This is a genomic window from Curvibacter lanceolatus ATCC 14669, assembly GCF_000381265.1.
Classification (GTDB): Bacteria; Pseudomonadota; Gammaproteobacteria; order Burkholderiales; family Burkholderiaceae_C; genus Curvibacter; species Curvibacter lanceolatus.
In genome coordinates this window covers 88,210-108,153 of record NZ_KB906260.1, presented here as the reverse complement: position 1 = coordinate 108,153, position 19,944 = coordinate 88,210, and the positions used below count along the sequence as shown (strand labels likewise).

Below are 19,944 nucleotides of genomic sequence, written 5' to 3'. Positions count from 1 at the left end.
TCTCCTTGGGGTCATCGTCCGACCCGCGCTGTGCTGGCGTCACACAGGGCAGCCTGCGTGATGCAGCGACGGATCCGCAGCAGCGAATCGGACGAGCGCATTCTTCAAAGAGATCGCCATGGCGTCTGCGCCAAAAGCTGACAGGCGCAGGGGCAAATCCTGACCTGTGAGGGAAAGTACGGGGGTGTTGAGGCGGATGTGGCGTGGCGCCAGAGATGCGCGCCCTCAGGGCCGTGGCGACCCGGGTGGGGAGAAGGCCGATGCAGGAGGCCGATGCAGGAGCGCTCGGGGACGACGCTCAGGCGCCCCCGAGGGCCTGGAGGGCGCTCAGAAGCCCAGGCTGGCCAGCAGGTCGTCGACCTGAGACTGGTTGGTCACCACTTCGCGGTTGGCCTGGCCATCCACCACCGGGCCTTGCAGGTCCTTGGTGGTTGGGGCCGGTGTGCTGCTGCCGTCGGGCGCGGTGCTGACCAGCAGATCGAGCAACTGTTTTTCGATGTCGGAGGCCAGGTTGACCACCCGCGCGATGACTTGGCCCGTCAGGTCGTGGAAGTCTTGCGCCATCATGATGTCGGTCAGGTTCTCGTCCATCGCGGCATTCGACTGGCTGACCAGGTGCAGGTAGGTGAGCAAATCCTTGCCGGTGAAGGTGGTGCCGGGGTAACGCTCGATCAGCTCAGTCAGGCGGCGGGTTTCCACATCGACTGGTTCACGTGCGGCCTTGGTCTTGTCGACCGAGTTCAGCACCTTCTCGGCGGCCTCGCCGGTCAGGCGGGCGATGTAGCTCAGCCGGCTCTTGGCATCGGGCAGTTCTTCGGCCGCACCATGCAATTTGTCAGCGATGCCCAGGGCATTGAGCGAATCGTGCAACTGACGGGTGAGCTGGCCCAGGCGAAAGTGGACATCGACTTCATCCTGGTTGTGGGCGATTTCAGGTCCGTGGTCGTCGGTCATGGGGCGTTGGGGCTTGGCTGGTGCGTGAGGGCACGCGGTTGGTCACACCGGGATTTGTAGACTTTCGTCACAATTTTCACAATATAGCCTGCCCTAAGCCTCGCTTCAGTGATTTCCTGCCACTGATCCAGGCCAAGCCGCAAATTTTCGGGAAAACCCCGCAGGTGTTTCTTTAAAACCCCGCACGGGTTTCTTTAAAACCCCGCACGGGTTTCTTTAAAACCCCGCAGGTGTTTCACTAAAACCCCGCAGGTGTTTCACTAAAACCCCGTGGGGGTTTCACCAAACCGCCGTTGCCATTCAGAGCTTCTTGACCAGCACCTGGCTCTTGCGGTCCCAGTTGTACTTGCGCTTGCGGGCTTCGGGCAGCCAGTCGGGGTCGACGGGCTGGAAGCCGCGCTTGATGAACCAGTGCATGGTGCGGGTGGTGAGCACAAAAATGCTCTGCAGGCCCATGGCGCGGGCGCGCTGCTCGATGCGCTTGAGGATTTTTTCGCCATCGCCCTGGCCCTGGCTCTGGGGCGAGACGGTCACGGCGGCCATCTCGGCCGTGCGGGCCTCGGGGTAGGGGTAGAGGGCGGCACAGGCGAAGATCACGCCGTCGTGGTCGATGATGCTGTAGGCCTCGATGTCGCGTTCGATCTCGGTGCGGCTGCGCTTGACCAGGGTGCCGTCTTTTTCAAACGGCTCGATGAGCTGCAGGATGCCGCCCACGTCGTCGGCCGTGGCTTCGCGCAGTTCTTCGAGCTTTTCGTCCACCACCATGGTGCCGATGCCATCGTGCACATACACCTCCAGCAGCAGCGAGCCATCCACCGCGAAGGGCAGGATGTGGCTGCGCTCGACGCCGCCCTTGCAGGCCTGAACGCAGTGCTGCAGGTAGAAGGCGGTGTCGGTGGGTTGTTGCGGCTTGGGCAACAGGGCCAGCAGCTTTTCGGCGGCGGCCAGCGGCAGTTCGGTGTCGATGGGGTTGTCTTCACCCTCGGGGGCCAGCGGGTCTTGGCGGATGCCGGGCACCTCGGTCAGGAAGATCAGCTTGTCGGCCTGCAGTTCGGTGGCCACGCGGGTGGCCACTTCTTCCATGCTCAGGTTGAAGGCCTCGCCGGTGGGCGAGAAGCCAAAGGGCGACAGCAGCACCATGGCGCCGAAATCCAGCGAGCGCTGGATGCTGGCCACATCGACCTTGCGCACCAGGCCCGAGTGTTTGAAGTCGACACCGTCGACGATGCCCACCGGGCGCGCGGTCAGGAAGTTGCCCGAGATCATGCGCACCGTGGAGCCGGCCATGGGGGTGTTGGGCAGGCCCATGCTGAAGGCGGCCTCGATCTCGTAGCGCAGCTGGCCGGCGGCCTCCTGGGCGCAGTCGAGGGCGATCTCGTCGGTGATGCGGATGCCGTGGGAGTAGCGCGGTTCTTGCCCCTTGGCACGCAGTTGTTCGTTGACCTGGGGGCGGAAGCCGTGCACCAGCACGATCTTCACGCCCATGCTCTGGATCAGCGCGAGATCTTGCGCGATGTGCGGCAGTTTGCCGGCCGCGATGGCCTCACCCGCAATGCCGACCACAAAGGTCTTGCCCCGGTGCATGTGGATATACGGTGCCACCGAACGGAACCAGGGCACGAAGGTGAAATTGAAAACAGCGGACATGGTGGGCGTGGGCGGGGGAGGGGCTGCGGGGTATCCGGCCTGTTTTCAGCAATTTCCGGATGCGAGGGCGCAAAGTGTAGCGCCCTCGCTGCACTGCAGCACGGCCCCGCCGGCTTCAGTGCAGCTTGTCGAGCCTGAGATCAGGCCAGCGCCAGCGCGCGCAGGCTGGACACGGTCTGCACGCAGGCCAGGGCCGCTTCGGTGCCCTTCACGTTGAAGTGGTTCTGGAAGTACTTGCGGTGCTCCAGGTGCTCATGGAAATGGTGCGGTGTGAGCACGGCCGAAATCACCGGCACATCGGTTTCGAGTTGCACGCGCATCAAGGCCTCGATCACGGTCTGGGCGACGAACTCGTGACGGTAGATGCCGCCGTCCACCACCAGTGCGCAGGCCACCACCGCCTGGTAGCGGCCGCTGCGGGCCAGGCGCTGCGCGTGCAGCGGGATCTCGAAGGCCCCGGGCACGCCGATCACGTCGATAGCGCTGGCGGGCACGCCGTGGCGGGCCATCTCGCTCAGAAAGGCCGCACGGGCCTGCTGCACGATGTCGGCGTGCCAGGCCGCCTCGACAAAGGCATAGCGGGCATCGGGGGGCAACTGCAGCGGCGCTTGAGAGGCTTGCAGATCGAGGGGGGGAAGGGAAAAGTCTTTGTGACTCATGGCTGACTCGTGGTTTCCATCAAAGGCCCCGAACAGGGGCCGCGGTTTCCAGAAATCAGGGTCGCACGAACACCCGCCCGCCAAGGCGCACGGGCAGGCCGGCGCCGGTGGGGCGGGGTGGTCGCGCTCTCTTTCATCCGGACTGTGACCGTCGGCCCCGGAGTCACACCGGGTCTGCTGACCCCGGCCATGCAGGCATGGCCGGGCGCTCGCGGGCTTGTGCAGCCAAGGCTGCCATCACCGCCGGTGGGGAGTTCCACCCCGCCCTGAGAACGCTTGTTGCCGGCGCAACGAGGCGCCGACGCTCGAAGTTTAAGGGATGCTCCAAAGCCCACGGGCCTCAACGGCTTTCCCGGCTGTGCCAGATGCGAAGCAGGTAAATGGTATTTGCTTGAACTTCGTAACGCAGTTCATAGGCCCCGACCACAAGGCGCCGGATCTCCCGGCCCTCAAAGCCTTCTACCGACTCACCTAGGCGAGGATGCGCCAGTAGCCGCTCAGGCGCAGCCACCAAGGCTTGCAAGGCCCGGTCCGCAGCAGGCCGGTTGACCGCGGCCAGAAATTCATGCAATCGGGCCAGATCTGACGCTGCTTTGCTCGTCCAGAGCAGTTTCATGCCTGCGGCAGGGGCCGCGCGGTATCGGTTCCGAGGCTGGCGGCCCAGGCCTGCACAACCTGATGGGGCAGAACCTGACCCGAATCGACGTCTGCCAGCGCCTCCAGGGTCAGGCGATGCAGGACATCCGCCTGCGCGGGCCCGGCACCGACGGTTGTTTTCGGGGGGGCCTTGGAGGGTGAACTTGGGGACTGATCTTGTTGCATGAGGGCGTTGTTCATGGGTGCTCTTTCAGCCTGAAAGCATCATAGTCACCGCCAAGGGGCATCGCAACGAAGCGGCGTGCGACAGTTGGGGCCATTGAACGGTTCATGTGCCTGGGGTTCGTGTCAAGAGATAATCGCGGGTTACCTGTCAACCGGTCCCGCCCTTGTCCACAGCCCCGCTCCAGATCGACTTTCCTGAATCGCTGCCCGTCTCGGGCAAACGCGACGAGATCATGGCGGCGCTGGCGCAGCATCAGGTGATCATCGTGTGCGGCGAGACCGGCTCGGGCAAGACCACCCAGTTGCCCAAGATCGCCCTGGCCATGGGGCGCGGCCGGCTCAACGCGGCGCCGGGCCAGAAGGGGCAGCTGATCGGCCACACGCAGCCGCGCCGCATTGCGGCCAGCTCGGTGGCCAAGCGCATCGCCGAAGAGCTCAAGACCCCGCTGGGCGACGTGGTGGGCTACAAGGTGCGTTTCCAGGACCGCCTGTCCAAGGACAGCTCGGTCAAGCTGATGACCGACGGTATCTTGCTGGCCGAGACCCAGACCGATCCGCTGCTCAAGGCCTATGACACGCTGATCATCGACGAGGCCCACGAACGCAGCCTCAACATCGACTTTCTGCTGGGTTACCTGCGCCAGATCCTGCCGCGCCGCCCCGACCTGAAGATCGTGGTCACCTCGGCCACCATCGACGCCAACCGCTTTGCCGAGCACTTCGCCTCGGCCAAGGGCCCGGCCCCGGTGATTTATGTGTCGGGCCGCACCTTCCCGGTCGAGCAGCGCTACCGGCCCTTCGAGGACTCGCGCGACTACGGGCTCAACGAGGCCATTGCCGATGCCGTGGATGAGCTGTGGCAGGGCAATGTGGGCGGCGACATTCTGGTGTTTCTGCCCGGCGAGCGCGAGATCCGTGAGGCGGCCGACCACCTGCGCGGCCACCTGGCCCACCTGCCGCACCTGCGCAACGCCGAGGTGCTGCCCTTGTTTGCCCGGCTGTCGCAGGCCGAGCAAGACCGCATCTTTGACGGCCACACCGGCCGGCGCATCGTGCTGGCCACCAACGTGGCCGAGACCTCGCTCACGGTACCGGGCATCCGCTACGTGGTGGATGCCGGCACGGCGCGGGTGAAGCGCTACAGCTTTCGCAGCAAGGTGGAGCAGTTGCTGGTCGAGCCCATCAGCCAGGCGGCGGCCAACCAGCGGGCCGGGCGTTGCGGCCGGGTGGCCAACGGCATCTGCATCCGCCTGTATGACGAGAAAGACTTCACGGCCCGCCCCCGATTCACCGACCCCGAGATCCTGCGCAGCTCCCTGGCCGGGGTGATTCTGCGCATGAAGTCGTTGCACCTGGGGGTGGTGGAGGAGTTTCCGTTTCTCGAATCCCCCTCGGGCCGGGCCATTGCCGACGGCTACCAACTGTTGTCCGAACTGGGCGCGGTGGACGATGCCCACGAGCTGACGCCCATGGGCCAGGAGCTGGCCCGCCTGCCGTTGGACCCGCGGGTGGGGCGCATGATCATCGAGGCGCGCGACCGCAATGCGCTGGAAGAGGTGCTGGTGATCGCGGCGGCCCTGTCGGTGCAGGACGTGCGCGACCGCCCCATGGAGGCCCAGGCCCAGGCCGATCAGGCGCATGCCAAGTGGGACGACGAGAAAAGTGAGTTCAGCGGCTACATCCGCCTGTGGCAATGGCTGGCTGATGCACGCGGCGGCGCCATCCCGCTGACCCGGCGCGGTCAGGCGGCGCCCCCGCCGCCGGCCCAGCGCCGGGCCAGTGCCGCCGTGCTGCCGGTGAACCAGCGCCTGCAGGCCCCGGCCATCATCGCGCCGCCCGAGCCGGTGGCCGCCACCCACAAGCTGAGCAACCGCCAGTACGAAAACCTGCTGCGCCAGAACTTCATCAATGTGCGCCGCCTGCGCGAATTGCGCGACATCCACAGCCAGTTGTTGACCGTGGTCACCGAGCACCGCTGGGTGATCAACCGCAACCCCGCCAGTTACGAGCAGATCCACCTGTCCATGCTGGCCGGCCTGCTGGGCAACGTGGGCTGGAAGATGGACGAAGAGGGCGGTTCGGGCTCCTCCGGCGAATACCTGGGTGCGCGGGGCATCAAGTTCCACCGCCACCCCGGGGCCCACCTCAAGAAAAAGCCCGGGCGCTGGATCGTCTGCGCCGAACTGGTGGAGACCACACGCCTGTTCGGCCGCGGCATCGCCAACATCGAGCCGCAATGGCTGGAGCAGATCGGCGGCCACCTGCTGAAAAAGCAGATGCTTGACCCGCACTGGGAAAAGCGCGGCGCCGAGGTGGTGGCCTACGAGCGCGCCACCTTGTACGGGCTGGTGGTGTACAGCGGGCGGCGCATCAGCTATGGCCGCATCGACCAGGTGGCGGCGCGCGAGATCTTCATCCGCCAGGCCCTGGTGGAAGGAGAGTTCGACACCAAGCTGCCCTTCCTGGCCGCCAACCAGAAACTGATCCGCCAGGTGGAAGACCTGGAGCACAAATCGCGCCGCCAGGACGTGCTGGTCGATGAAGAGCTGATCTACGCCTTCTACGACAAGCTGCTGCCCGCCGACGTGTACAGCGGCGCCACCCTGGAGCATTGGTACAAAGAGGCCTCGAAGCTCAACCCCAAGCTGCTGTACCTGACCCGCGAAGAGCTGATGCGCCACGAGGCCGCCGGCATCACCACCAGTGCCTTCCCGCGCCATGTGCGCATGGGTGGCGTGGATTGCGTGGCCAGCTACCTGCACCAGCCCGGCGATGCCAAGGACGGTGTCACTGTGGATGTGCCGCTGTTTGTGCTCAACCAGGTCAACGATGAGCGCTGCGAATGGCTGGTGCCCGGCATGCTCAAGGACAAGGTGCAGGCCTTGCTCAAAAGCCTGCCGCAAAAGCCCCGCGCCCGGCTGGTGCCGCTGCCCGAGAGTGCCAGCCGCTTCACCGAACGGCTGATCGAGCCGGCCGTGTACGGCCATGGCAGCCTGACCGACGCCCTGCTCAAGCTGGTGCGCGAGCAGGTGCAGCTGGATGTGAAGCGCGCCGACTTCAAGCTCGACATGCTGGCCACCCACCTGTTCATGAACGTCCGCGTGGTGGATGAGCACGGCCGGCAACTGGGCATCGGGCGCAACCTGGGGGCCTTGAAGGCCGAGCTGGGCTCCAAGGCCCGGGGGGCCTTCCAGGCCCTGGCCGGCCTCAAGGTGGCGGCTGCGCCTGCCCCCGCTTCTGAACCTCGCCAACCCGAATCGGCCGGGCGGGGCAAGGCTGCCACGGCCGCTGCATCGCCTGCCTCCCCCCCGGCGGCCCCCGCGCGCAGCGCCGAGCAGCGCTACACCGCCTGGACTTTTGGCGAGTTGCCCGAGCTGATGGAGATCCGCCGTGGCCAGCAGACCCTGATCGGCTTTCCGGCCCTGATCGATGGCGGCGACGCCGTCAGCATCGAGGTGTTCGACGAGCCCGATGTGGCAGCCGCCAAGCACCGCGCCGGCCTGCGCCGGTTGTTTGCCCTGCAGATCCGTGACGCGCTCAAGTACCTCGAAAAGAACATTCCCGACCTGCAGAAGATGGCCGTGGCCTACATGCCGCTGGGCACGCAAGAGGAGCTGCGTGAGCAGATCCTGGACGTGGCGCTGGAGCGCGCCTTTCTGCTGGAGCCCCTGCCCACCGACGAATACGCCTTCAAACGTCGCATCGAGGAGGGCCGGGGCCGCCTGACCTTGATCGCCAACGAGGTGGCCCGCCTGGCCGGGGTCATCCTGCTGGAATACGCCGCTGCGGCTCGCAAGATCAAGGACACCAAGAACGCGCCCGAAGCCACGGCCGACGGGGCCCAGCAGCTGCAGCGCCTGATGCCCAAGAAGTTTCTGGCCCTGACACCCTGGGCCCAGTTGCAGCATTTTTCGCGCTACCTCAAGGCCATCACACTGCGCCTGGACAAATACCGGGCCGATCCGGCGCGCGACGCCACACGACTGGCCGAATTGCGGCCGCAAGAGCAGCGCTACTGGCGCCTGGTGGCGGAGCGAAAGGGGGCTGTGGATGCCCGCATGCAGGAGTTCCGCTGGTTGCTCGAAGAGCTGCGGGTGAGCTTTTTTGCGCAGGAGCTGCGCACCCCGCAGCCCGTCAGCATCAAGCGCCTGGACAAGGCCTGGGCCCAGATCAACAGCTGAGTGTCCGTCTGCGCGGGCTCGATTGCAGCAATAAAACCGCCAGAAGATTGGTCACGAATGTGACGACCAGGCCCAGGGCCTTCCCCGATGCGGGGGGGCAGGGGGCTCTGTAAGCTGCGCGCAAGGAGATCTTATGAGCAGCCTGCATGACAAGTTCTGGCCCAAGCGCCTGCCCCGCCACATCACGCCGCCCGCCACCCCCCTGTGGGACAACGTGGCCGTGAATGCCCGCCGCTTTCCCGACAAACCGGCCCTGGTCTTTCTGGGCCGCAGCACGTCCTACCGCGAACTGCTGGCGCAGGTGGAGCAGCTGGCGGCCAAGCTGTATGCGCTGGGTGTGCGCAAGGGCGACCGGGTGCTGCTGAACATGCAGAACTGCCCGCAGCTGGTGGTGGCCCATTTCGCCATTCTGCGTGCCAATGCGGTGGTGGTGCCGGTCAACCCCATGAACCGGGCCGAAGAGCTCAAGCACTACATCACCGACCCCGATGCCGCGGTGGCCATCACCACCGCCGACCTGGCTGCCGAGCTGGCCAAAGCCAGCAACGAACTGCCCGAAGCCCAGCGCCTGAAGCACCTGATCGTGACCCGCTTCACCGATGCCTTCGACCCCGCACAGCCCGATGGCGATGCCTTGCCCCCGGCCTGGGAGCCCTGGTTGCTGGCTGAACACCCGGCCCCGCCTTTGGCGGGTGGTGCCGTGCACAGCTGGCAAGAGTGCCTCACCGGGCAGGGCCCGGCACCGGCCCCCGATGCCGGTGGCGCTGACATGGCGGTCTTGCCGTACACCAGCGGCACCACCGGTTTGCCCAAGGGGTGCATCCACATCCATTCGAGCCTGATGCACAACGCGGTGGCCAGTGCCGCCTGGGGCAGCGCCACCTCAGAGAACGTGGTGCTGGGCGTGGTGCCCATGTTCCACATCACCGGCATGGTGGCTGTGATGCACGCCACCGTCTACGTCGGTGGCACCCTGATCCTGATGCCCCGCTGGGACCGCGACCTGGCCGGGCGCCTGATCTCGCGCTACCGGGTCACCAACTGGACCAACATCCCCACCATGGTGATCGACCTGCTGGCCAGCCCGAACTTCGCGCAGTACGACCTGTCCTCGCTGAGCTACATCGGTGGTGGCGGCGCCGCCATGCCGCAGGCCGTGGCCCAGCGCCTGTTCGACAACTACGGCTTGCGCTATGTGGAAGGTTATGGCCTGACCGAGACCTCGGCGCCCTCGCACACCAACCCGGTCGACGCCCCCAAGCAGCAGTGTCTGGGCATCCCCTTCCTGAGTACCGAGGCTTACGTCATCGACCCCGACACCCTGCAGGAAATGCCCCAGGGTGAGGCTGGCGAAATCATCATCCATGGGCCCGAGGTCTTCCAGGGCTACTGGAAGCGGCCCGATGCCACCGCGGCCGCTTTCATCGAGTTCAAGGGCAAGCGCTTCTTCCGCTCGGGGGACATGGGCCGGGTGGATGAAGACGGCTATTTCTTCATGACCGACCGGCTCAAACGCATGATCAATGCCTCGGGCTACAAGGTCTGGCCGGCCGAGGTCGAGGCCCTGATGTTCCGCCACCCGGGCATCCAGGAGGCCTGCATCATCGCCACCAAGGACGCCTACCGGGGCGAATCGGTCAAGGCCGTGGTGGTGCGCCGTGCCAGCCACCAGCACCTGAGCGAGGCCGACATCATCGATTGGTGCCGCGAAAACATGGCCGTCTACAAGGTGCCCCGGGTGGTGCAGTTTGTCGATGCCCTGCCCAAGAGCGGCAGTGGCAAGGTGATGTGGCGCCAACTGCAGGAGACCGAAGCCGCGTGATGTCGGCGTGATGTCGCGTTGGCCAGGTGCCTGACCTGGACGGCGGAGCGGCCCTGCACCAAGCCCGGCAGGGGTATCGAACCATCGATGCCCTTGTCGGGCTTTCTTCGTTGTACGTACAAATTCGGAAAATATCAAATAAATACAAAAAAAATTCCAAATTAATAACTCCATGGATTTCATATATATCAAATAAATTGAATATGGATCATATAATTCATTTTCAAGTGGATGCCCTGTGTCGTCAGTGAAGTCCCTGTCTCAGCGGCGCGGGTCTGAGCCAGGAACGCTGACCGCCAGATCGCCCACAGGCTTCCTTGTCTCAGTTATTGGAGTTGCCACATGAAGTTGTCCCATGTATCCATCCGTCTGCGGTTCGTGGCCTTGCTGGCCTTGTTTCTGCTGGGCTTTCTGGTGTCCGGCTTCTGGTCGCTGCGCACCTTGAGCTACCTCAAGGTCAACGGGCCGCTGTACCAGCACATCGTGCAGGGCAAGGACCTGGTGGCCGACATCCTGCCGCCGCCCGAGTACGTGCTGGAGCCCTATCTGGTGTGTTTTCAGCTGGCCAGCACGACGGACCCCGCCCGGCAGGCCAAACTCCTCGAGCAGTGGGCAGTCTTGCGCAAGGCCTATGACGAGCGCCACGCCTATTGGGAGAAAGCCCAACTGGGCCCGGAGTTGAGCGAGTTGTTGCTCCAGCGTGCCCACGAGTCGGCACAGGCCTTTTTGGCGAGCGCAGAGAAGAATCTGCTGCCCGCAGTTCGCCAAGGGGATGCTGGCGCAACCCATCTGGCCCTGGCAAACCTCAGCGGGCTTTACGAGGCGCATCGGCAGGCCATCGATGCCACGGTGGTGGTGGCCACTCGGATGACCGAACAGGGGGAGGCTGCGGCAGCCCAGGAGATCGAACACAACACGGCCTTGCTGATCCTGATCTCGGCGCTGTCGGTGCTGGCCAGCCTGGGCTTGGCGGTGTTGATCATCCGCAGCATCACAGGCCCCCTGTTGGAGGCCGTCAAGGTGTCCCATCGGGTGGCGGCGGGTGACCTGAGCGAGCCGATCGAGGTCAGTGGGCGCGATGAGACTGCGCAACTGCAGGGCGCATTGCGCAGCATGCAGGACAGCCTGGTGCAGACCGTTGGCCAGGTGCGCGGCAACGCTCGCCAGGTGGCCCTGGCCAGCGCCGAAATTGCCAGCGGCAACCAAGATCTGAGTGAACGCACCGAACGCCAGGCCTCGGCGCTGGAGGAGACGGCTGCCGCCATGGCGGAGCTGGACGAGGCGGTGCGCCAGAACGCTGACAACGCGCGCCAGGCCAAAAAATTGGCCCACGGGGCCCGGGAAGTGGCTGCTCGGGGCAGTTCGGTGGTGGGCGAGGTGGTCGAGACGATGAAGAGCATCAACGACAGCTCACGGCAGATTTCGGACATCGTGGGCACCATCGACGGCATTGCGTTCCAGACCAACATCCTGGCGTTGAATGCAGCTGTCGAGGCGGCCCGCGCTGGCGAGCAGGGCCGCGGCTTTGCTGTGGTGGCGGGCGAGGTGCGCCGCCTGGCGCAGCGCAGCGCTGAGTCGGCACGCGAGGTGCGTGCCCTGATCGGTGCCAGTGTCGAGCGGGTCGATCAGGGCAGCCGCCTGGTCGATGCGGCACGGCGCGCCATGGATGATGTGGTGGTGGAGATCGAACGGGTCAGCGAGGTGGTGGGCGCCATCAGCGATGCCAGCGCAGAGCAGAGCACCGGCGTGTCGGAAGTGGTGGCGGCGGTGGGCCAGATCGATCAGGTCACCCAGCAGAACGCGGCCCTGGTCGAAGAGAGTGCCGCCGCGGCCTCCAGCCTGCGTCAGCAGGCACAGGAGCTGCTCAAGGGCGTGTCCTTGTTCCGCTTGCCCGTTGGTGCCGATGGTGCCGATGATTCCCAGGCGCGGCTGCCTTCCCCTGAGCGGGCAAGCCCCTCCAGACTGGCCTGGTCAAGCTGAGTTTCCCTGGGCTTCCAGACCTGAAGGGACTCTGGGTGTGGGCACCTGCCATCGTTTTTTACGATGGCAGGTGTTTGTTCGCTCTGTCCAGGCCGCAGTACGACCGATGCTCCCGGCAGTCAATCGGATGTTTTGCGCGCTGTTCGCGCGCACCAAGGTGGTGATTTTGCTTCTGGCCGTTTTTGGTGGCTGGGTTGGGGAGCGGTGCGCCATCGACGACTTCGTGATTCGAGGGGGCAGGTCTCGATGGCCTTCGGATGGGCTCGCCGATAGTGGAAAACCTTAACATGTGAGTGGACATAATGTAAGGAAATGAAATTTGTCATTTCTGACATTTCTGTTCATCCCATCAAGTCCTTTTCGCATGTCTGCCCTGATCTCGTCTGGAGCCTCCCATCCCTCTGTCTCTGCGGCCCGCAGAGACGGTCATGACACCGGCTTTTTCGCCTACCACGGCGCCTGGGCCCCTGGTGTGCGCCTGTTCCGCAAGCTGCGATTTGCCTCCAAGGCCCTGATCATCTCCCTGGCATTTCTGCTGCCGCTGCTGGCCTTGCTCAGTTGGCAGTTGGATGCCCACGCCGACAAGGCGATGGAGGCCCGCAAGACGGCCACCCGGCAGCATGTCGAGATCGCCTATGGCCTGCTGGAGTGGGCCCACGAGCAGGAGAAGGCGGGCAAGCTGAGTTCTGCCCAGGCACAAGACATGGCGAAGGAGGCCATCAGCCGCTTGCGCTACGACAAGCAAGAGTATTTCTGGATCAATGACCTGCACCCGAGGGTGGTGATGCACCCCTTCAAGCCCGAGCTGAATGGGCAGGATGTCTCTGAGGCCAAAGATCCCAATGGCCTGGCCTTGTTCAAGGCGTTTGCCGACATGGCACGCAGCCGCGGCGAGGGCTTTGTGAACTACCAGTGGCCCAAGCCCGGGCATGACAAGCCCGTGGACAAGGTCAGCTTCGTGAAGGGCTTCGCGCCCTGGGGTTGGGTGATCGGCTCGGGCATCTATGTGGACGATCTGCGGGCCGACGTGCAGCGCACGGTGGTGTTCAGCGTGTCCATCGTGCTGGCTGCGGTGCTGGTGGCGGGCTACCTGTTTCTCAGTTTCTACCGGGTGATGGACGGCGGCCTGAAGGAAACCCGACGCCACCTGCGCGCCATGACCGATGGCGACCTCACCACCTCGCCCTCGCCCTGGGGCCGTGATGAAGCGGCCCAACTGATGCTGGAGCTGCGCAACATGCAGACTTCGATGCGGGACATGGTCGCCCTGGTGCGCTTGTCGAGTGACCAGATTGTTCATTCAAGCAATGAGGTGGCGCTGGGCTCCATGGATTTGTCATCGCGCACCGAACAGGCCGCGGCCAGTCTGGAAGAGTCAGCCGCGTCGATGGAGCAGATCTCGGCCACGGTGAAAGTGACCTACGCCAACACCGATGAGGCGAGCCAGGTGGCCAACCACAATGCCGAGTCGGCCATCCAGGGCGGGCAGGTCATGGGCGAGGTGGTGTCCACCATGGACCGCATCCGGGGCTCGTCGGCACGCATTGCCGAGATCATCGGCACCATCGATGGCATTGCTTTCCAGACCAACATCCTGGCCCTGAACGCGGCGGTGGAGGCCGCGCGTGCCGGCGAGCAGGGGCGTGGCTTTGCGGTGGTGGCGGGCGAGGTGCGCATGCTGGCGCAGCGCAGCGCCGAGGCGGCCCGCGAGATCAAGAGTCTGATCAGCACCAGCGTCGAGCAGGTTGAGCAGGGCACTGGCGTGGTGCACCGGGCGGGCAGCGCGATCCAGAGCATCGTGGACTCGGCCCGCCGTGTGAATGTGCTGCTGGGCGAGATCTCGGTGGGCGCACGCGAGCAGGCCCAGGGGGTGGGGCAGGTGGGCCAGGCCCTGCAGGAGCTGGACCGCATGACGCAGCAGAATGCCGCCCTGGTCGAACAGACCGCCGCGGCAGCCAGTGCGATGCGCGACCAGGCCACCCAGTTGGCCGGCCAGGTCTCGCGTTTCCGCCTGCCTGCCTGAGCGGCGCTTAAAGCCGATGAGCGGTTGGACACGCCACCTAAACTCTGGCCCCATGTCCTCTCCCCCCCCGGGCTCTGCCCGTTTTGCCCACGCGCCGGCCGTCGGTTGGCGTGAACGTCTGTTCCGCATCGTCTTCGAGGCTGATACCCGTGCCGGCCGTGTCTTTGACTACAGCCTGATCGTCACCATCCTGCTCAGTGTGGCGGTGGTGATGGCCGACAGTGTGGAGGCACTGCGAGGTCGCTTCGGTTCGGCGTTCAATCTGCTGGAGTGGCTGTTCACCGCGATCTTCACGGCCGAGTACCTGTTGCGTCTGCTCTGCGTGCGCCATCCCTGGCGCTACGCGCTGAGCTTCTTCGGCCTGGTGGACCTGCTGGCCTTGCTGCCCACCTACCTGGCCCTGTTCGTGCCTGAGTTGCACCTGTTGATCGATGTGCGCGTGCTGCGCCTGCTGCGGGTGTTCCGGGTGTTCAAACTGGCCGCCTATGTCAACGAATACCAGATGCTGGCCGAGGCCTTGGTGGCCACCCGGCGCAAGATCCTGATCTTCATGTCGGTGGTGCTGATGATCGTGCTGGTGGCCGGCACGGTGATGTACCTGGTGGAAGGGGCCGAGAACGGCTACTCCAGCATCCCGACCTCGATGTACTGGGCCATCACCACCATGACCACGGTGGGCTTTGGCGACATCACCCCCAAGACCGATCTCGGGCGCTTCATCGCCTCGGCCATGATGCTGCTGGGCTGGGGCACTCTGGCCGTGCCCACCGGCATCGTGACCAGTGAAATGGCGCAGAAGCGCCGCCAGGCCCCGCCAGCGCCCAGCACGCGCAGTTGCCCCGAGTGCCTGAGCGAAGGGCACCTGGTGGCGGCCCGGTTCTGCCATCACTGTGGTGCCGCCTTGCCAGCAGCGAGCTGAATGCGTATCTGTTGGTGACATCTGTCACGCCAAAGCGCTGCTTTGTGACGGTTTTGTCGTCGAAATGAGGTACAAACAGGCGTTTTCTGATGACAAGTGGCTGTCTGAACGCCGCACGATGCCCATGGCCCTGTTCAATTCGCCTTCTGTGACCGATCCCCTGACTGACCACCTGCATGATGACCTGCCTGATGACCTGACTGCGCCACGCGGCAGGGCGTCTGGAGTTTCGCCGTGATCGGCCGGCGCCTGCTGCAGGTCGGCCTGGGTTGTGGGGTGGGGGTGCTGGCCTGGGCCGGGCAACTGGGGTCCGGTCCAGTCGAGGGGGGGCTGGTCCCGGTGGTCCCGGGCGTCTATGGCCGCATCAGCGATTGGGGTGAACAGCCGCCACCCGTGCTCAATGAGCAGCCGGTGCAAGTGCGCAAGACGGCCGGGCAAGCTGTGGAGCCCATCTACCTGAACGTGCCCCCGGCCGAGCGCCGCCACTGGGCCCAGCATTGCGCCCGCCACAGGGCCTGCGCCACGCCGGTGTATTTCGTCGATGCGCAGCGCTGGGCGCGCGCCCCGGCGGGCCGGGCAGAGACGACCGCACCCGCTGCCGAGGCCACGGGTGCTGCCGCGGCCGCGGCTGAATAAGAAGAACTCACCTCGCTTGAATCCTGGTGTGGGCTGGAGCGTGGCTACCACGCGGTAAGCTTCAGGTCCATGACCACCACCACCTTTCCCCCTCCGGCCGTCGAGGCCGATCAAGTGCTGCCCCAACTCCGCGCGCGCGGCTATGCGGTGCTGAATGCGGCCACCGTCAGCCAATGGGCGGCCTGCGCGCTGCCCGATCTGCAGGGCCTGCGACCGGATTGGGACGGACTGCCCCCAGACAACTTCCTGAAGGATGGCGGTCGGTACCGTCGCCGCCGCCATTCCTGCTTTGTGGTGCAGGGCGAGCATGTGGAGCAGGTGCCCCACCGATCCCACTGGCAACCCCTGGAGTACAACGCCTTGCACGGCGGCATGGAGCGCTGGTTCGAACCCATGTTGCCCCACACCGTGGCCCAGCCGGTCTGGGCCCAACTGTTGCGGGCGGTGGCGGGGGTGACGGCAGCTCTCAAGCGGCCCGCGGGTACCCGCCCTGAGCCCTGGTTCATCGAAGCGCACCAGTTCCGCATCGACACCACCGATGGCATCGGTCGGCCCACCCCCGAGGGGGCGCACCGCGATGGCGTCGATCTGGTGGCCGTCTTCCTGATCGAACGCAGCGGCATCAAAGGCGGCGAAACCCGGGTCTTTGAAGCCGATGGCCCGAATGGACAGCGCTTCACACTGGCCGAGCCCTGGTCCTTGCTGCTGCTCGACGACGCCCGCGTGATCCACGAATCCACCCCCATCCAGCCTCTGGCCGACGGGGCCCACCGCGATACCCTGGTGTTGACCTGCCGATCGGGCGGGTTCCAGGGATTGCCGGTTTGACGAAGTTCTTTTCCCGTTTTGATGCGTGTCAATGCGACAGGCGAACATTCCGGCACACTGCCTGACATCAACCCACAAGGAGCTCTCCATGTTCAAGCACATCCTGATTCCGGTCGACGGTTCTGCCACGGCGACGCTGGCCGTGGACAAGGCGATTGGTCTGGCCAAGGCTTTTGCCAGCGATGTGACCGTCATCTACGTCATCGATCCCTACCCGTTCACCGGCGTGGGCGCTGATTTCGCCTACGGTCAGTCGCAATACCTGAGCGCCGCCACGGCGGAAGCCAATGCCGCCCTGGCCAGCGCACGGGCTGCCTTCGAGGCGGCTGCCGTGCCGGTGAAGACCACGGTCGTGGAAGGCCATGCCATCCACCGCGGCATTCTGGACACGGCCCAGACCCTGGGCACCGACCTGATCGTGATGGGCTCGCACGGCCGCCGCGGCATCGAGAAGCTGGTGCTGGGCAGCGTGGCCCAGAAGGTGCTGTCGGACGCCCACCTGCCTGTGATGGTGGTGCGCGACTGAATACCGTCTGTCGGGCCCTCCGGGGCCTTTGACCCAGGGGCGGGAAATGGCTCTCATGGTTGTCCCTAGGTTGGGGCGCCTGGGGGCTGTCTCCGTTGGGCAGGCTTGATAGCATGGTTGCACGATCTGCACTTTGCGCCCCAGGCCCATACCACCATGTCTTCCACCCCGGAAACGCTTCCCCTGGTTCGTACCATCGGCATCATGCAACCCTTGACCTGGCTGGCACTGGCCTGGCGCGACATGGCACGCGCGGGCTGGATCAGCTTCGCCCATGGCTTGGCGATGGCCGTGTTCGGCGGGCTCATCATCGCCGTGGCCGGCAACCGCTTCTGGTTGCTCGCCGGAGCCCTGTCGGGCTTTCTGGTGGTGGCGCCAGTGCTGGCCACCAGCCTGTATGCGCTGAGCCGGGCCCTGGAGCGCGGCGAGCCGGCCTCGATGGATGTGGTGTTCAAGACCTGGTTCAACTGGCAGCACAGCCATTTCAACAAGTGGACCAGCCAGTACTGGTGCCTGGTGCAGTTCGGCCTGCTGCTGGCCCTGGCCGCCACCACCTGGGTGCTGACCTCGGCCGCGCTGATCACCTTGTTGGCCCCTGAGCCGGTGCGCACGCCGGTCGATTTTCTTCGCGTGGTGGTGGCCGACCCTGAATCGGGGCTGTTCGAGCTGTGGCTGGCCCTGGGCGGCTTTCTGGCCGCGCCCATCTTTGCCTCCAGCGTGGTGTCGATTCCGCTGCTGCTCGACCGCCGCATCACCTTGATGCAGGCGGTGCTCACCAGCTGGCGCACCGTTCTTTACAACCCGATTCCGATGGCGTTCTGGGCGGCCTTGATCGCCGGCTTCACGCTGCTGGGGGTGGGATCACTTTTGTTGGGCCTGATTGCGGTCATGCCCATGTTGGGGCACGCCAGCTGGCACGCTTACCGCGATCTGGTGGACGTCACGACGTTGCCGGCCCGGGACGCCGGCCTGGCCCCCGTTCTTGTTCAGGTCAGACACTGATGTTTGGTTTTTCAGAAGAGCAGATCTCCACCTTCGGCCTCACGTTCGGGGTGGGGGGCTTCATGCTCTACATGTTGTTCATCATTGGCCACCTGGCCTGGGAATCGAAAGCGGGCAAGTTTGGCACCTTCGTGCTGTTTCTGGGCCTGGGCCTGGGCCTGGTGGGTTTTGCCGCCAAGTTCGTGATCCAGTGGTACATGACCAAATAGCCTGAGTCGCCTGCCCCAGGCGCAGGCGCCCCCCAGGTTTCACAGCAGTTCTTCAGGCACCAGCGGCCCGAGCAGCCAGGCTTTCAGCCGCAGCTTCAAAGAAGCGTCGGGTTCGGTGTCCAGCACCATTTCACTGTCGTCCTGAAACCCCAGCCATTGCAGACCGTTGCCGTTCGGGGCCAGGCGCAGGCGGTAGGCGCTTTGCAGCCGGTCGATGTCGATGATGCGGATCAGCTCACGTGCCACTTCCGGGCTGTCGATCACGGCACCGAACTCGGTGTTGATGGTGGCGGAGCGGGGGTCCAGGTTCATCGAGCCGATGAAGGAGGTGCGCCGGTCGATGACGAACAGTTTGGCATGCAGCCGGCCCAGGGATTTGCCGAACAGGAAGGGATGCTTGTTGTTGCTGACCTTCGAAGGGCTGAGTTCGTAGAGATCGACGCCCATCTTCAGCATGTCCTCCCGGTAACGGCTGTAGCCGACATGGACCGCCGGTTCGTCGGTTGAACTCAACGAGTTGGTCAGCACCGTCACCTTGACGCTTCGCTCACGCAAGGACTTCAAGAACGCCATGCCTTTGGGACCCGGTACAAAGTAGGGCGATGAGGCCACCACCTCCTGCTTGGCCTTGGCCACCGCCTCCAGAACGTTGTAGGTGACACTGGTTTCCATCAGCTCGCCACCAGCGACCCCGTCGAAGGGCTTGTCGGGATGGTCGGCAAAAACGTAAGCTTGACCCCAGTTCAAGCCCAGCCGGCCGGCATCCAGGTCATCGGCAATCGGGGCATAGCCCAGCACGTCATTGGGCGGCAAAGCGGTCGGCGCGGCTGTGGTGGCCGGACCGGTAGCGGTCTCGAACTGGTTCTGTAGCGCCTCCAGGGCCAAGGAGCTGCTGGCGATGCTGGTCAGGGGGTAGACCGCCAGGCTGTTCCAGTAGCGGTCGAACAGCGCCTGCATGGCCGGCAGGACCGCCCCGGTGGTGAAGGCATCGACATCGACGAAATTGTCGGTGGCGCCTCTCAGGTAGTACTCGTTCGCCACATTGCGCCCACCGATGATGGCCATCGCACCGTCGGCGATGAACATCTTGTTGTGCATGCGGTGATCGAGCCGGCTCCAGTCGCCGGTGGAGGCCAGGAAACGGGTGAGCTGACCTTTTTCTCGGGCGCAACAAAAGGGATTGAAAAGCCGCACCTGGACGTTCGGGTAGGCCGCGAGCCCGAGAAACAAAGAGTCGTGCCCCCCGGTGTAGAGGTCATCGACCAGCAGACGAACCCGCACGCCCCGTTGTGCCGCGTCCCGCAGGGCACGCAGAAAGTAGCGGCCGGTGGCATCGGCCTCGATGTTGTAGTACTGCACGTCGAGCGAGACCTCGGCTCGGCGAGCCAGCTGCAGCCGCGCATCGAGGGAAAAGGTGCCCAGCGGCATGAGGCGGAAACCCGACTGATCGGGGGCCGGCTGGGATTCCAGCGCGATGCGGCCCAGGGTGCTGTGCGCTGAGGCCGGGATGGCTTCGCTGGCGAGCCGCTCCCGGTCCACCTGTGGCAAGCGGGTGGCACAGCCGGCGAGCGCGAGCAAAAGAACGGTGAGTCCCCACAACAGCAGCCTTGCAGGCCATCGGGCGCCAACCCACCCGTCCACCCGAGTTGAGAGCCCGGGCTGGCTGGCCGGGTAAGCGCCAGGCACCGAGGCCGTGCCAAGGTGCTCGCTATACTGATATGGATACAAAGCTGCCA

16 protein-coding genes and 1 riboswitch are annotated in these 19,944 nt (G+C 65.0%); of the genes, 10 read left to right on the top strand and 6 right to left on the bottom strand.

All coding sequences use genetic code 11. The features are described from left to right. Positions 1-327: 327 nt before the first annotated feature. The 5 genes from F624_RS0115570 to F624_RS35825 all read right to left on the bottom strand — a co-directional run bounded on the left by F624_RS0115570 (position 328) and on the right by F624_RS35825 (position 4,097). Positions 328-954, bottom strand: coding sequence for a protein phosphatase CheZ (locus tag F624_RS0115570; RefSeq protein ID WP_019575252.1), 627 nt, complete (start codon positions 952-954; stop codon positions 328-330). Positions 955-1,254: 300 nt separating this feature from the next. After that, on the bottom strand, positions 1,255-2,601 hold the full coding sequence (gene argA, locus F624_RS0115565; RefSeq protein WP_019575251.1) for an amino-acid N-acetyltransferase: 1,347 nt from the start codon (positions 2,599-2,601) through the stop codon (positions 1,255-1,257). Between the two features lie 140 nt (positions 2,602-2,741). Next, positions 2,742-3,260: a 6,7-dimethyl-8-ribityllumazine synthase gene (locus tag F624_RS0115560; protein ID WP_019575250.1), complete on the bottom strand. Its 519-nt coding sequence runs from the start codon at positions 3,258-3,260 to the stop codon at positions 2,742-2,744. 121 nt (positions 3,261-3,381) lie between these two features. Then, a riboswitch (FMN riboswitch) is annotated at positions 3,382-3,538 on the bottom strand. A 62-nt stretch (positions 3,539-3,600) separates the two neighbouring features. After that, a complete protein-coding gene (locus tag F624_RS34110) occupies positions 3,601-3,876 on the bottom strand; it encodes a type II toxin-antitoxin system RelE/ParE family toxin (RefSeq protein WP_084679528.1) in 276 nt (91 codons plus the stop codon). Next, positions 3,873-4,097: a hypothetical protein gene (locus F624_RS35825; RefSeq protein WP_019575249.1), complete on the bottom strand. Its 225-nt coding sequence runs from the start codon at positions 4,095-4,097 to the stop codon at positions 3,873-3,875. The genes F624_RS34110 and F624_RS35825 overlap by 4 nt, the downstream gene beginning before the upstream one ends. 149 nt (positions 4,098-4,246) lie before the next feature. Here F624_RS35825 and hrpA point away from each other — a divergent pair, with 149 nt between their 5' ends. From hrpA to F624_RS0115505, 10 genes are all read left to right on the top strand, one after another. Continuing rightward, positions 4,247-8,263, top strand: a complete 4,017-nt coding sequence (gene hrpA / locus F624_RS0115550; protein WP_019575248.1) for an ATP-dependent RNA helicase HrpA — start codon at positions 4,247-4,249, stop codon at positions 8,261-8,263. A gap of 133 nt (positions 8,264-8,396) precedes the next feature. Further along, complete coding sequence (locus F624_RS0115545) at positions 8,397-10,085, top strand: long-chain fatty acid--CoA ligase (protein ID WP_019575247.1); 1,689 nt, start codon at positions 8,397-8,399, stop codon at positions 10,083-10,085. A gap of 342 nt (positions 10,086-10,427) precedes the next feature. After that, positions 10,428-12,065 (top strand): methyl-accepting chemotaxis protein, encoded by a 1,638-nt coding sequence (locus tag F624_RS0115540; protein WP_019575246.1) that lies wholly within the window; start codon positions 10,428-10,430, stop codon positions 12,063-12,065. 364 nt (positions 12,066-12,429) lie between these two features. Further along, the gene (locus F624_RS0115535; RefSeq protein WP_019575245.1) at positions 12,430-14,088 is read left to right on the top strand and encodes a methyl-accepting chemotaxis protein; all 1,659 of its coding nucleotides are present in this window, start codon (positions 12,430-12,432) and stop codon (positions 14,086-14,088) included. A gap of 52 nt (positions 14,089-14,140) precedes the next feature. After that, complete coding sequence (locus F624_RS0115530; protein WP_019575244.1) at positions 14,141-15,007, top strand: ion transporter; 867 nt, start codon at positions 14,141-14,143, stop codon at positions 15,005-15,007. 234 nt (positions 15,008-15,241) lie between these two features. Next, the gene (locus F624_RS0115525; RefSeq protein WP_051107415.1) at positions 15,242-15,643 is read left to right on the top strand and encodes a hypothetical protein; all 402 of its coding nucleotides are present in this window, start codon (positions 15,242-15,244) and stop codon (positions 15,641-15,643) included. A 69-nt stretch (positions 15,644-15,712) separates the two neighbouring features. Then, positions 15,713-16,471: a 2OG-Fe dioxygenase family protein gene (locus tag F624_RS0115520; RefSeq protein ID WP_019575243.1), complete on the top strand. Its 759-nt coding sequence runs from the start codon at positions 15,713-15,715 to the stop codon at positions 16,469-16,471. 88 nt (positions 16,472-16,559) lie between these two features. Further along, positions 16,560-16,997, top strand: a complete 438-nt coding sequence (locus F624_RS0115515) for a universal stress protein (protein ID WP_019575242.1) — start codon at positions 16,560-16,562, stop codon at positions 16,995-16,997. 156 nt (positions 16,998-17,153) lie between these two features. Further along, complete coding sequence (locus tag F624_RS0115510; protein WP_043426082.1) at positions 17,154-17,999, top strand: DUF2189 domain-containing protein; 846 nt, start codon at positions 17,154-17,156, stop codon at positions 17,997-17,999. Continuing rightward, on the top strand, positions 17,999-18,208 hold the full coding sequence (locus tag F624_RS0115505; RefSeq protein ID WP_019575240.1) for a DUF2788 domain-containing protein: 210 nt from the start codon (positions 17,999-18,001) through the stop codon (positions 18,206-18,208). Before F624_RS0115510 ends, F624_RS0115505 begins: the two co-directional genes overlap by 1 nt. Before the next feature lie 39 nt (positions 18,209-18,247). On the opposite strand, the gene F624_RS0115500 is transcribed toward F624_RS0115505, so the two are convergent. After that, positions 18,248-19,786 carry a phospholipase D family protein gene (locus tag F624_RS0115500; protein ID WP_169426607.1) on the bottom strand — a complete coding sequence of 513 codons (1,539 nt, stop codon included), beginning with the start codon at positions 19,784-19,786 and terminating at the stop codon, positions 18,248-18,250. Between the last annotated feature and the right edge of the window lie 158 nt (positions 19,787-19,944).